The organism is Mesorhizobium sp. M5C.F.Cr.IN.023.01.1.1, assembly GCF_003997585.1.
Lineage (GTDB): Bacteria > Pseudomonadota > Alphaproteobacteria > Rhizobiales > Rhizobiaceae > Mesorhizobium > Mesorhizobium wenxiniae.
In genome coordinates this window covers 1-12843 of sequence record NZ_RZSU01000021.1, presented here as the reverse complement: position 1 = coordinate 12843, position 12843 = coordinate 1, and the positions used below count along the sequence as shown (strand labels likewise).

11 protein-coding genes and 1 pseudogene are annotated in these 12843 nt (G+C 57.0%); 10 read left to right on the top strand and 2 right to left on the bottom strand.

All coding sequences use genetic code 11. The features are described from left to right. Both EOA78_RS11275 and EOA78_RS11270 read left to right on the top strand, forming a co-directional pair. Window positions 1-111, top strand: a 111-nt coding sequence (locus tag EOA78_RS11275; RefSeq protein WP_164750051.1) for a 4Fe-4S binding protein, incomplete at its 5' end; no start/stop codon positions are given. A gap of 50 nt (window positions 112-161) precedes the next feature. Then, window positions 162-314: an exopolysaccharide production repressor protein gene (locus EOA78_RS11270; protein ID WP_245477474.1), complete on the top strand. Its 153-nt coding sequence runs from the start codon at window positions 162-164 to the stop codon at window positions 312-314. 597 nt (window positions 315-911) lie between these two features. Here the strand turns inward: EOA78_RS11270 and EOA78_RS11265 are convergent. Then, window positions 912-2714 carry an ABC transporter ATP-binding protein gene (locus tag EOA78_RS11265; RefSeq protein WP_063169366.1) on the bottom strand — a complete coding sequence of 601 codons (1803 nt, stop codon included), beginning with the start codon at window positions 2712-2714 and terminating at the stop codon, window positions 912-914. Here EOA78_RS11265 and EOA78_RS35935 point away from each other — a divergent pair. Together EOA78_RS35935 and EOA78_RS11260 are read left to right on the top strand one after the other, a co-directional pair. After that, window positions 2694-2996, top strand: coding sequence for a hypothetical protein (locus EOA78_RS35935; RefSeq protein ID WP_127262113.1), 303 nt, complete (start codon window positions 2694-2696; stop codon window positions 2994-2996). The genes EOA78_RS11265 and EOA78_RS35935 overlap by 21 nt on opposite strands. A 354-nt stretch (window positions 2997-3350) precedes the next feature. Continuing rightward, on the top strand, window positions 3351-4097 hold the full coding sequence (locus EOA78_RS11260; protein ID WP_063169365.1) for a LuxR family transcriptional regulator: 747 nt from the start codon (window positions 3351-3353) through the stop codon (window positions 4095-4097). A 16-nt stretch (window positions 4098-4113) separates the two neighbouring features. On the opposite strand, the pseudogene EOA78_RS11255 reads toward EOA78_RS11260, so the two are convergent. Continuing rightward, a pseudogene (locus tag EOA78_RS11255) lies at window positions 4114-4349 on the bottom strand (transposase); the annotation flags it as partial. An 842-nt stretch (window positions 4350-5191) separates the two neighbouring features. Here EOA78_RS11255 and EOA78_RS11250 point away from each other — a divergent pair. From EOA78_RS11250 to EOA78_RS11225, 6 genes are all read left to right on the top strand, one after another. Further along, on the top strand, window positions 5192-5785 hold the full coding sequence (locus EOA78_RS11250) for an SPASM domain-containing protein (protein ID WP_210326682.1): 594 nt from the start codon (window positions 5192-5194) through the stop codon (window positions 5783-5785). A 1064-nt stretch (window positions 5786-6849) separates the two neighbouring features. Further along, window positions 6850-8106: a diaminobutyrate--2-oxoglutarate transaminase gene (ectB, locus tag EOA78_RS11245; RefSeq protein WP_063169362.1), complete on the top strand. Its 1257-nt coding sequence runs from the start codon at window positions 6850-6852 to the stop codon at window positions 8104-8106. Continuing rightward, on the top strand, window positions 8099-8938 hold the full coding sequence (locus EOA78_RS11240; RefSeq protein WP_127315234.1) for a hypothetical protein: 840 nt from the start codon (window positions 8099-8101) through the stop codon (window positions 8936-8938). Before ectB ends, EOA78_RS11240 begins: the two co-directional genes overlap by 8 nt. Window positions 8939-9959: 1021 nt before the next feature. Then, window positions 9960-10889 carry a 2-oxoglutarate and iron-dependent oxygenase domain-containing protein gene (locus EOA78_RS11235; RefSeq protein WP_127315233.1) on the top strand — a complete coding sequence of 310 codons (930 nt, stop codon included), beginning with the start codon at window positions 9960-9962 and terminating at the stop codon, window positions 10887-10889. Window positions 10890-11186: 297 nt separating this feature from the next. Continuing rightward, on the top strand, window positions 11187-11606 hold the full coding sequence (locus tag EOA78_RS11230) for a DUF2267 domain-containing protein (protein WP_127315232.1): 420 nt from the start codon (window positions 11187-11189) through the stop codon (window positions 11604-11606). Between the two features lie 683 nt (window positions 11607-12289). Then, a partial coding sequence (locus tag EOA78_RS11225; RefSeq protein ID WP_245477473.1) for an aldehyde dehydrogenase family protein occupies window positions 12290-12843 on the top strand: 554 nt, incomplete at its 3' end.

Sequence of the window (12843 nt, the reverse complement as noted above, 5' to 3'; positions counted from 1 at the left end):
ATGATCATGGTTGTCGATGATGCCGGCCGCTGCATAGGCTGCGGAGCCTGCGGCCGCGTCTGCCCCAAGAACTGCCAGACGCATGTTGCGGCCGACGAGCTCGCAACATGATCTGGCGAAAACCAGGAGAACGGCGTTGCACTTCATCTTTTTGTCGGCTCGTGGGGCTGGTCCTGTGCAGCAATGCGTCGATGGTTTACTTCGCTTTGGATTCGATCCGTGTGGCAGTCGTCACGACGCTGGCCTGTTCGCTGCTGCTTCAGGCCTGCTATTTCGGCTGCGTGCTCTTTTTCGCGGACGTCGATGATCTGTAGAACTGTTCATTCGCTCCGCAGAGGGCCGGCGAATCCAATCTCTTCCTAAGCCCGTTGGCCGTAATCGAAAGACACGGGGCCGGCGAGTTCGTGCTCAGCTGCCACTGTGCTAGCAAGGGAACGGAATCCAATCCCGGAGCAGATGGCCAGAGTTGAGCGAAGACTGCGGTCGGAGCTCCTGCGCTTCCGGGTCTCCAAGGGGACGACTTTGCGAACCGAAGGGACTTTGAACCGTTGACGTGGCCAGCGTGCGGTAGGTTGGGCCAGCGACAGGGATCCCGGCCGGCCGGGAAGCACCGCCCTCTCAATGTGCGTTGACTTCGCTTCCTTTGGCGAAATGTGGGTAACGGCGAGGGCCGCACTCTTCCCGGGCCGTCGACATTCCCGCCCTTTTGGTGCGTGCGCCGTTAGGCGCGACAATTCGGTGCCCGCGTGTAACTGCGCGCATTCGCCGAAGCTTAGACGTGGTGCATTCCCGCTCGCCCGTTTGGCGGACAGTTCCGGCCGTGCTGGTTTTGCCGCCTAACGCCCGCCGCTCGTCACTGCCACACCCCTCTCCGGCAACGGCTCGGCGCATCGCGCAAGCCGGTTTAGCGATCAGGCCAGGCCCTTCGCGAGTTCCAACGCCTGCCGTTCGAAGAGGCGGCGGTAAATGCCACCATCGAGATTGATCAGGGCGGCATGATCGCCGTCCTCCATGATGCGGCCACGGTCGAAGACGAGCAGCCGATCGAGCGAGCGGACCGTCGACAGCCGGTGTGCGATGACGAGTGTGGTTCGGCCCACCATCAACCGATCCACCGCTTGTTGAATGAGCACCTCGGATTCCGAATCGAGGCTCGATGTGGCCTCGTCCAGAATAAGGATCGGCGCGTTCGCGAGGAAGGCGCGCGCGATCGCCACGCGCTGGCGCTCGCCGCCGGAGAGCTTCAAACCCCTTTCGCCGACCAATGTCCCATAGCCCTTCGGCAGGGGCGCGATGAATTCGTGGGCACTTGCCAGTCGTGCCGCTTGCTCGATCTCGGCCTGGCTCGCGCCAGGCCGGCCATAGGCGATGTTCTCGGCAAGCGACCTGTGAAACAGGATCGGCTCCTGCTGCACGATCGCGATCTGCGAACGAAGGGACTCTTGGGTCACCTCCGAGACGTCCTGACCGTCTATCAGGATCCGGCCGCCGCTCAGGTCGTAGAGTCTCTGGATCAGCTTCACGAATGTTGTCTTGCCGGAACCGGAGGGTCCAACCAACCCAACCCTTTCGCCAGCTTCAATCGACAGCGAACATTCGCTATAGAGCGGCAGGGGATGGTTGGCGTAGCGGAAGTGGACGTTCTCGAAATCGATACGGCCGTTCGTGATCCGGATCGGCTTGGCCTCTGGACGATCGGCAACATCCACCTGCTGATTGTGGATGGCCACCAGTTCTTCCATATCATTAACCGAGTGCTGCACGTTGCGGACATGCATGCCGGCATCACGCAGATAGCCCTGCAGGACGATGAAGGACGTGAGAACATATGCTATCTCGCCCGGCGTTGCCTGTCCATGCGACCACAGAAGCAGGGCATATCCGACCACCGCCACCCTGAGCGCAACCAAAGTTACGCCTTGGGTTGAGCCGATGATCGTTCCGCGCACCCAGCTCCGGCGCGCGCGGTGCCGCCATTTCGTCATGATATTTGCAAGCCGCTCGTCTTCGCGAACCTCTGCGCCGAAGCCCTTGACCACAGCGTTGCAACTGACCGCGTCCGCAAGCGCGCCGCTGAGCCTTGTGTCCCATCGGTTGGCAAGGCTCGCCGCTGGCGCGACATAGCCGAGCGACAGCGAAATCGAAAACGCAAGGTAGACGAGAGAGCCGCAAGCAAAGATCACGCCCATGACCGGCCAGTGCCAGCCGAGCAGCACCGTCGAGCCGATCAAGATGACAAACGACGGGAGCAGCGTGACGAGTATCGTGCTGTTGAGGAGGTCGAGCGCCCACATGCCGCGCGTTATCTTGCGCACTGTCGAGCCGGCGAAGCTGTTTGCATGCCAGTCTGTCGAAAAGCGCTGCACATGATGGAACGCTTCGGTCGCGACGTCGGAAATCATTTTCAACACCAGGTCGCTCAGGCCAATGAAGGCGACGTGGCGCATGGCAATGCCACCGAGTGCCAATGCAATCGGTACAGAGAATGCTGCAACAGCTGAATCCGAAGCTGGTGCTGCCGCATTAGCAGCACGAGAAACAGCGTCGATGAGTCGGCCAGAATAGAGCGGCATCAACACGTCAGCCAGCGTGGAGGCGAGCATCGCGGTCATGATGATCGCGAGCCGGGCCGGCTGCCTGTTCCAGAGGCGAACAGTGAAGGCGAAAACGTCGCGACAAGTGGCGCCGCGCCCATGGACGGGGAAACGTCTCATAGTTTCCAAGCGGGCGCATCAACACGCTCGGTCCCAAAGACGATAAAAGACAAAACTGGAATTTCGACCTCCCCCATAACAGCATCAATTTTGGCGGGCAGCTCTTGCCGCCTCACGACGGTGAGTTCAAAAGTCGTGCCAACTGAGCGGGAACATCCGAAGGACAAATTCAGCAGGTTACCGAGCCTGGAGAAAGTCAGCCGCCATCCAGTCGATACGATTGCTACGGCTGCTCAACTCGGGAGATTGGAAAAGAAGGTCGATGTATCGATTGAATTTTGAGCTTGTTCTTGCCTCGATCAAATAAGTACAGTTGCAATGCAGCTTTCTCAGGCCCGGCACTTAGGTGCTGATTTCAAAAGCGCGCCGCGAATACTTTCCTGCCCATATTCCGTCAATCGAATGCTCGACTGTCGGATTGTGCGCTCCCCGACACAGTGCTGTCGGTTCGCCTCCTGGGTACCTCCCCCGTCGATTGACGACCTGAAGGAGAAGCTTCGCTCGCAAGCTGGCACGACTCTTGAGGGTACTCCAGGTGGCGGAAGGAACTCCGGCTCGAGTCCCGTTGACTTCGGATGTTGCGAGGCTGGGTTGGAGCAAACTGTGCACCAATGAGAACGCAATGAAGGAGACATCATGGAACTCCGGCGGATTGCGGTGGAGTTAGACCTATTCCTCAAGATGACTGATGATGTCGCTCAATCCGAACAGTTGTTCGAACTGTTGTCTGCGTTTGCGCTGAATTTCGATTGCCCGTGGATTGCCTATGGGCCGCTCGCATCAGAGAGGGCTTTCAAGCCGAACCGAGAGGGTTCTGTGGTGATGTGGAATTATCCTGCTGAATGGCAGGAGCGCTACTCGAGAATGGGCTATGCCAAAATAGACCCCCTCATCAAGAAAGGTCGAAAGGAGGCGGGACCCTTTCGATGGAGCGAGGTGTATACTGATGAAAACATAACTGAAGATGGACGCCGCGTCTTGGACGAAGCAGCAACATTCGGCTTGAGGTCAGGCGTTACCGTCCCATTACATGGCCCTGGTGGCAGCTTTAGGTTTGTGAGTTTTGCTCAATCCTCGGACTGCGAATTGCAGAATAGAGCGATCACCTACCTGCAAATGGCCGCGCTGCGGTTTCATCGGATGGTTACGAAGTTCGACACTACGACTGCGTCGGAACGAGCTCATAACCTGTCTCCGAGAGAAATAGAGTGCATTGATTTGGTGTCACAAGGAAAATCATCTTGGGAAATAGGAACTATTTTAGGCAGATCACGAAATACGATAGATTTCCATTTAAAAAATGTAATGCGGAAGTTGGATGCGACCAGCAGAACGGTAGCTGTTGTAAAAGCTTTGAACCTTGGGATTATCCAACCGCCGTAGGTGCGCAGCTAGTTCTCCGCCCGTAGTAGCGCGCGTGATAGCCGAGACGCTCCGGCGTGCGCTCGCTCTTCGAAGCACCCAGCGCCTCGTCCATCTCGGCCTCGAGCACCTCCTGCATCACGGCGCGAATCACCTCGTGCAATCCATCCGGCTTCGAAAGCAAAATGTCGTTGACGCTGCTACGGCGGATTTATCTTCAGGCTTGGTCCTGGTGGCGATGCTGAGTTCGCTTCGCTGAGATTGGGCGGTCATGACAGGGTGGTGTTCAATGTCACCGATTCCTGGAAGAAATTACCATCCGTATTAAGCGACTGACGATGAGTGATGTGTGTCCAAAATCTGACAGCTGTCAGAAAACATTTCGGGTTCAATACAGCGGAGCGTCTTAGCCCTGTCGGGCTTTTCGAAGCCTATCTCGCAGTAACTGCGCGCCAGGCGCACTAGCTCGGCCTTTGCTGGTCGATGTGCGGCAATATAGTGTGAGGGCTGACCCGCATGAGAACACGGAACTCGCTCGATGAAGGATGATCGACGGCATCCAGAAAGCTTCTCTCCGGCGGGTTCGAGGGTGCTGCGCGCGCATCTCGGCGACGGGCCAGCGACCAACGGTTGAGGCTACATCTCCGGAGCGAGTGATGCCTCGAAAGATGCAATGCTGTCTCTGGTCCGACGCGCTGGAAGTTTGTGAAGGGTCGGCCCGGCAAATCGGTGAACCGGGCGGCTTAGGCTGCCAAAAAGGGTAGATGTCTGCGTTGCCTCGGTAGATCAGCAGGCGGTATCAGAAAGCCAAAGGCACACGCACACCATCGTGGCGCTTCGCAGGAAGTAGATGGGAGTAATCACCAGTGATTTTACCGGAACTTCGCTCAGCAAACACAGCCGGCAGGGTTTTGGAGATAACGACGACCACGGGATGCGTCGTAGGATGTTCATATTGTCCCCAGGACAAGTTCGCGGTCCGGCAAAGAAAAGTGTCTCATGCGAGTCATCTGGATCTTGAAGATTTCAAGCGGTGTCTGGCCCGCGTACCGACTTCCGTCGACATTGGTTTTGCGGGATACTCCGAACCTTGGCTCAATCCGGACTGTACCGAAATGGTGGAGCACGCCTTCGCCAAAGGCCATGGCATCAGGATTTTTACGACGCTGGTGGGAATGAACGGGCAGGACCTGCAGCGATTGCAAGCCTTGCGCTTGGGCGTATTCGTGGTCCATGTTTTCGATGACGGCACCTACATGAACAGCCGCCTGGTCGGAGACAAGTATCGCGATCTGGTTCGTCAACTCGTCGACGCGGACATCCCCTTGATCCGATTCGTGGCCTTGGGCGAGCCCCACCCAGATATAGCCGACATTATTCCTACCGAAGCCCTGATAAAAGCGCGGCCGGTGAGCAGTAGGGGTGGAAGCGTCGACCCTAAGATCGTTGCACCACGTCAGCCAGTGGTCGGAGCCCTAACCTGCGTGGACGCACGACAGTATCGGAATGTTCTTCTTCCAAACGGCGACGTTACCCTGTGCTCTATGGATTTTGAACGGCGTCACGTATTGGGCAACCTTCTATATGAGGGTTACTCCGCTCTGTTTGAAAAGCCAGTTTTTCGCGAAATCGTCGACCGCATGAATGGAGCAGATGGTTTTCTGCTTTGCAGGATGTGTGAATTCGCCGACCCAAACGACCGGACCTGAGTGCATGCCGGCCGAGAGGGCGTGCCTGGCAGTGCGGATGGCCCCACGACAGATGCACCTGCCCGCGACGCCATCGTGTTTTCACGTTACGCCAGTATGTTCCTGTAGGCGCGGCAGTGGGCCTCGAGCATTTCGGAGACGAGCTCATCGAAAGGTCTTCGCCTTCCAACCGAGCTTGTCGGCCTGCCTAGCTTGAGGTAACGCCGATCACAGGTCAACCATCGGTCGGATGGAAACAGTGTTAGTCGATCCCGATCAGAGCTTGATTGCTTACTCACGGCTCACCTCGTCAACGCCTTCACCCTCCCGGACGATCTCCTTTTCGACTCGCCTGAAGGCAGCAGCCCAGCTGCGGCCGGGGATGGTTGCCGTCGCGGTAGTGGACGTTCTCGAAACCGATGCGGCCCTTCGCCAGCGCGTCTCCCGGTTGCTTCCGCCTGGCCTACGAACGGGCTTTCCGTCAAGGGGGTCCACGGCGGCCCCGCCCTCTTGATCCGGCGGCTCGGGCCAGTCATCGCGCAAGAGATCGGAATCCGCATTCTTCTCAAAGAGAGCGTGGCTTTCGCTGTGTCATCGGTCATCAAATAGTTTCTTGAATCAGGTTGGTGTCCGCAGCCCGAGGTTGAACGGCGAATATTGATGACCGCCGCGAAGCCGCTCGCTCGCTACGGCGCTATTGAGGAGCGCGCTCGCGAGCGGCTTCGCTACCGCCGAGCGACACAACCTCTGGCGACGCGACCCTGCTGATCTCCTTGGACTCATTCATTTGTCCGGAGCGCTATGGGCAGCGAAGGGTGGGTACGTCAACTACCTGATGCCATAGTAGCGATGCTTTCGCGGAAGCTTTAGAAGCCATCCTGTTGCAGCACATTCGAAAGCATCCGAATGGAGGGCAACGCAACCCAACAATATTTGATGAGGATGCCGGCATCACCAGACCAAACCCAGACCAAACAAAGCTGCCTCCGGCATTCTGCTTCAACGTTAAGCGACGAACATCTGCCGCAAACCACTAGCCATTAAACAGCTCTCTTCTTTGAAAGACTATGTGCAGAGGACTTGATATGGACACCGACGCTTTCACGGCTCATGAATCTAACGTTCGTCGTTATTGCCGGGCGTTCCCCACCGTCTTTACGAAGGCCCTTGGGGCGACGATCTGGGACGAGACGGGTAAGCCCTTTATCGATTTCCTGGTGGGTTCCGGCGCACTCAACTACGGGCACAACAATCCGGATATTATGGCGCCAGCGATTGAATATCTCGTCGGTGAGAACATTCTTCTGTCGCTTGATATGCATACGGCGGCAAAGCGTGACTTCATTGAAGGGTTCGTCGATTGGATCCTGAAACCCAGAGGCCTTTCGTACAAGATTCAGTTTCCCGGGCCGACCGGCACGAACGCCAACGAAGCGGCGCTGGCGCTGGCGCGAAAATACACCGGCCGCTCGAGCGTCATGGCCTTTACGAATGCGTTCCACGGCATGTCGCTCGGCTCTCTAGCGGTGTCGGGCTCGGCCTCAACCAGGGAACTGGGAGGCGTCGCTCGCCACGATGTGATCCGTGTTCCCTATGACGGCTATCCGAGCCAAGCTTTCGATTCCGCCAGTTACATCGACAGCGTTTTGAGCGACCCGGGGAGCGGCATAGAAAAGCCTGCCGCAATCATTCTGGAGACCATCCAGGCCGAAGGCGGCATGAACGCCGCATCCGCAGCTTGGCTCACGGAAATTCAGCGCATTTGCCGTACGCACGGCATTGTTTTTATCGTCGACGATATTCAGGCGGGTGCGGGCCGAACTGGCGATTTCTTCTCATTCGAGTCCGCGAAAATCGAACCGGATATTGTGTGTCTTTCCAAGTCCCTAAGCGGTTCAGGTAGTCCGTTGTCCATCGTTCTGATTCGACCCGACTTGGACATATGGAAGCCCGGAGAACATAGCGGGACCTTCAGAGGCAACAATTTCGCCTTCGTGACGGCAGGAGCCATGTGCAAGATGTGGTCGGATAGGAAATTTACTGCAGGTGTCGAGCGGACAGCCGTCAGGCTGCAAACGCACCTCGATCGCCTGGTTGCGAAATTTCCAAGATACATCGAACAGAAGCGCGGCCGCGGTCTGATGGCCGGCCTGAAATGCCGTTCACCGGCAGTTGTCGGCCGCGTGCACGATGTCGCATTCGAAAATGGCCTTCTTATCGAATCCTCGGGGCCAAATCGCGACGTTATCAAAGTCCTCCCGCCGATAACCATCACCGATGCCGAACTCGATCGTGGCATCACCATCCTTGAACACGCACTACAGGAGCAAGACAATGCCTAGTCAGATATCTCAAGTGCCAGCCATCTCGCCGGTTTCGATCAAAGAACGGACCGGGTCGATCAACACGGCGGAGATCATCTCGGTCCTGAAAGGTGAGCTCACCGCTCTGCACATCAAGCAAGCTTTCAGCACCGAAGTAGCCGAGGAGATCACTACGAACTTTATTGGAAGCTCCGGTCTCAGAGAGCGTAAAGATGGTGTGCCCGGACAATATGTCGGCGCATCTCACTACAAGAAGGATGCAGCCACATATTTCGCAGACGCCGAAAACGCGCGGCCGTACGTCGATGCCCTTTTTAAGAATTTGGTTGACCCGGTTCGAGCAGTATTCGGGGCGTTGAAGCGAGAGCTTCACAACCAGGGCATCGAATTGCGGCTGGCCCGTTCCGAACACGGCCAGGCCAATGTTTGTCGCGCTCTCAGTTGGTCAGGCAGTGGCACGTTTTCCTTGGATCCCCACGACGATGTCGCTCAAGTCTTACGTGCTGGCGATGATTACGAGCTTTCTGCGGTGGCGCACAATACGGTCGCAGCGCTCAACCTCTATCCCAGCATGCCCGAGAACGGGGGCAATCTGAGGCTCTGGAGCCATAAGCCGACAGTTGCGGACCGAAAGTCGCAGGGTGTGGAGACCACTGGATATCCCTATTCGGCAGCCTATCTTGAGGCCGTCCCGTGCCGCGAGTTCCAGCTCAAGGCCGGGGATATCGCCCTAATCGATGGCGGCTTCGTTCACGGGGTTACCGGTCAATCAGGCGACGGAAAGCGTCGCCTGGTGCTGAATTGCTTTTTCGGATTTGCCCGGCCTGATCTTGTTCTCTGGTGGACCTGAAATAGGAATGTCGCAGCGACCGACCGGATTTAGCCGGCAGTTAAAGCGTGAACATCCTTCGTCACGGGGGACTTGCCACGGGTTATTTCCTCTATCTGCAATTAGAGTCCATCCTAATTGATGTAGAAAGAAGATCACTCGTGGCGTGAGTTCCAACGAGGACATCGTTGCTTGCAAGGGGCCGGCCTCCGAAGCAGGGAAAGAAACATGGGATCGTCGCACGAATTCTTTCTTGCGAAGCGCGACGACTGCGGCGTCATAGCTTTGACCGGTTGAAAAGCCATTGACCATCCCACTGAGATGAACGCCTTGGATCCCTCGCCTCCGGCCCCGTCGCGTGCGTAAAGCGTCTGCCCTGGTAAGTCAGCACGGTAGAGATTGGGCCGGAATATTCTCATGCATCATGGCGCGCCACCTCCCGTCGAAAGCACTATCGATCTCGCCGTGCCAAGACCGATCTCCCCGCGTGACTTGACCTCGCTATCCGCGGCTGACGGCTTGGGTGGAAGGCACCATCGACACACTTTAAAGACGGCTCAATATAATAATGAAACAATCTTAGATTCTCAGTTTTTGAAAGATTTCTCGAAAGGTCGCTCCGATTGAGTGAAAGCTGGCCTGATTCCTGGTCGCCCCGCAGAGGAGAGGCCGAATACCTCGCGAGCAATTGCCAGTCTGTCTTACGGCGGGAAAACTCAAACGTCAGTTCCTGTCCGGTTGGCTCTTGAAACAGAAGTCCATGACGGCAATAAGCTTCGCATACCAGGAAAGAACTTAGCGCCACCCAGGAGGTCAAAGTAGGCGAAATCACCTATAATATTGATGTTGTTTAAAACATCAGAACGAATTTGTATTATATTTTTAACGTATAAGTTCTTGAGTGGTCCCCCAATAACGTGGTATTGATCCCACGAGTTAACTGGATCAGGGGCATCATTCTTTTATTTTACTTAGGCAGAAACTGAGTTGCGAGATTTTCCAGGAGCCCAGCAGGGGGCGCCGATACAGACGGAGGATGACTATGACCACGCTACCGCAAATCTCATTGGCGAAACTGTCTGCCGATGCGACGCGACATCAAGAGCAACAGCGCTTGCGCAATGCATGCGAGGTGTACGGGTTCTTCTACCTTATCGAGCACGGAATCCCGAAGGAACAGATCGCGGATGCCATCGACGCGTCCCGGCGGTTCTTCGCGTTGCCACTGGCTACAAAGGAACGCTTCGGTCACGCCGCACAAAACGTGCGCCCCACTATCGCACGTGGATACAGTCCGCTGTACGGCGAAATCCTGCATCCTGAGGCCGGCCGCGATCCAAAGGAAGTGTTCGATCTCGGAATCGACAACGAAGGCGATCGGCGTCCGTTTGCGGGGAGCACACTGTTTCCGGATGAGGCTTTGGCTCCTGGTTTCGCGCGAAGCCTGCTTGCCTTGCAGGCTACCGTGCTCCGCGAGGTCGTCCCGCAGCTCGGAACCGCGCTTGCCGACGTGATCGGTTTGGAACAGGGCTGGTTCCAACGGTATTTCAGCCCGCCGACGCTCGAGCAACGCGTAATCCGGTATCCAGCTCGCGGCGGCACGTGCGCTAAGCACACCGATGGTGGCTTTTTCACGCTGCTGCTGCAGGAGGAACTCCCCACCCGGTCGTTGCAGGTGTGGTTGCGCGGGCGCTGGATGCCGGTGCCGAGCCTGCCCGACAGTCTCGTAGTCAATTTGGGCGATATGCTTCAGGCTTTGAGCGACGACCGCTTCAAGAGTACGCCGCATCAGGTCGCGCACAATGGTCTGACCGACCGAATTTCGCTTCCCTTCTTTATCTATCCCGACGTCGACGCGCGCCTGACTTCGCTGGAAGGGCGCCACACCTTCAGTGTCGCGGAAATGATGCTGCGCAATTACGAGTCAGTCGAGACCGGGAATGGCGCCGGGCGCGCCCGAGAGTTGCAGTGAGTGTTTGGTTTTCCCAGGCGTGGGCAATTACTGGCGACGACGCGGGGCACCTCGGCCAATATGCCGGGGGAACTCAATCCGTCCACGTCGCGCGTATAGCGCGGCGGCAATGCGCTTGGGACCGACCCCGACACCAATGTTCCGTTAGGCTGCATCTGCCGCGGGCTTGGCATCATTTTCGTTCATCTTTCTTGCAGCGCTTCCCCTGAGAGGGGGGGCTGGCGCAAGGCGACGTGACGCATTTCGAGTAACGGCGCGTGAATCTGCCCTGAGAAACTTAAAGGACAGGAATATTGGATGTACCTGAGGCGCGATATCAGCTATACGTTGCAAGCAACCCAGAATTGGGTCAGCGATCTGGCGTGGAGACTACGTTGGCATGACCGCGAGCAGGTTTTCCGAGCCCTGATTGCGACACTTCACGCCCTGCGCGACTGCCTAGGTCGCGACGAGGCGGTGTACATCGGTGCCCAGCTGCCAGCCTTACTCCGCGGCTTTTACTACGAAGGTTGGCACCCCGGCCGCCGCGCCATAAACACAAAACGGATCTCGTTTCTCGACCGGATCCACGAGGGCCTCCACCGCGACCCGGCAGTGGATCCGGAAGAGGTTGCCCGCTCGGTTCTGAGCCAATTCGCGGGCCGTTTGTCTGCAGCAGAGATCCAAGAGGCCAGGGCTGCCACTCCAAAACCACTACATGATCTTTGGCCAGACTGAGAGACGTCTGCCCATGAGCATAGAAACATGAAGCCATCGGCTTGGGAGCCTTCGACCAGGAAAGTCGCCGGCGTTTCCATTTCCGCCAAAACTGGCGGTAAGGGCTCGAGGCCACCGTTTTGAGAGCGCATCACGGCCCCAGGCCCACTTGAAAATTGGCCAATCCCAGACCCATCGAGCCAACAAAAGCGACCGGAACTCTGAGCTGCATAATTCGACCGCTGATCCTGCTGCTCAGTGAAGGCTGATGAAAGACCATCGCGGAGCCAGTGAGCGCCTCCTCGGCTTCATCCTGCTGACACCCAGCCGCCAGAAGGCGTCGCTCTTCGCCGAATTCTAACACTATCCCCGTGGGGGACACTCGTCTCATCAGCTCTCATTCAGTATGGCATCACCGATGTCGCTGGCGACACGATGCCGGAATTTGCCGCTCCAGTTGAAACACTGAATACTCCTATTGGGTAATCAAAGAATGCTCGTCTGGCTAACAAGACAAAGTTACGCCTATATAATACGTTTCCAGCAAATGCAGCCCACGTATCTGGTAGGTACCCGAAGGTAGAAGACAAGCTATCATCGCGGGAGAGGAATTGGCTAAAAGGAATTTTAAGACGCATCCTTGCGATTTGTCGGTCTTAGCGCGGGAGCTGCGTCGTTATCGGTCGTGCGTGGGGCGGGGGCAGGTGGCGATTGAGGTCGCATCAAGAAATGCGATCCTCATAGGCAACCAGGAATCGACCTCCGCCGTCGACTTCTTCGAAGCCGATTTTTGCGCTCAGAAGCCCAAAGGCGGCTTTCCCAGGAAGACACGTACGAAGCGTTTGATGTTCAGTACCAACAGGAACCGGCGGCGATCGACAAGCATGGCTACTTCAGAAGTGATCAAGAATTTCATCGATGGGGAGTGGAGAGATTGTTCGTCTGGCAAACGGATCGAGGTTGATGACCCTTCAAACGGGGAGACGGTAGCGGTTATTGCAGAGGCAGGACCTGAAGAAGTAAATCTCGCCGTTGCTGCCGCCGATCGTGTCTTTCGCGACCGCGTTTTGATAGACATGCACCCGTACGACCGTGGGCGTATGCTTTTCCGCGTGGCGGACGCACTTGAGTCACGCAGCGACGAGGTCGCGATCATTAACTGCATAGAGACTGGGAAGGCGTTGGACCTTGCCCGTGGCGAGGTTCGGACCGCCGTCAGATACCTGCGGTACTACGCTGGCTTGGCGGACAAGCTCGA

What these genes read in the sequence shown, in the direction of transcription:
- ectB (WP_063169362.1), top strand. Translation starts at nt 6,850, where the DNA reads ATGGACACCGACGCTTTCACGGCTCATGAATCTAACGTTCGTCGTTAT.
- EOA78_RS11260 (WP_063169365.1), top strand. Translation starts at nt 3,351, where the DNA reads ATGGAACTCCGGCGGATTGCGGTGGAGTTAGACCTATTCCTCAAGATG.
- EOA78_RS11240 (WP_127315234.1), top strand. Translation starts at nt 8,099, where the DNA reads ATGCCTAGTCAGATATCTCAAGTGCCAGCCATCTCGCCGGTTTCGATC.
- EOA78_RS11235 (WP_127315233.1), top strand. Translation starts at nt 9,960, where the DNA reads ATGACCACGCTACCGCAAATCTCATTGGCGAAACTGTCTGCCGATGCG.
- EOA78_RS11250 (WP_210326682.1), top strand. Translation starts at nt 5,192, where the DNA reads ATGGTGGAGCACGCCTTCGCCAAAGGCCATGGCATCAGGATTTTTACG.
- EOA78_RS35935 (WP_127262113.1), top strand. Translation starts at nt 2,694, where the DNA reads ATGGACGGGGAAACGTCTCATAGTTTCCAAGCGGGCGCATCAACACGC.
- EOA78_RS11230 (WP_127315232.1), top strand. Translation starts at nt 11,187, where the DNA reads ATGTACCTGAGGCGCGATATCAGCTATACGTTGCAAGCAACCCAGAAT.
- EOA78_RS11265 (WP_063169366.1), bottom strand. Translation starts at nt 2,714, where the DNA reads ATGAGACGTTTCCCCGTCCATGGGCGCGGCGCCACTTGTCGCGACGTT.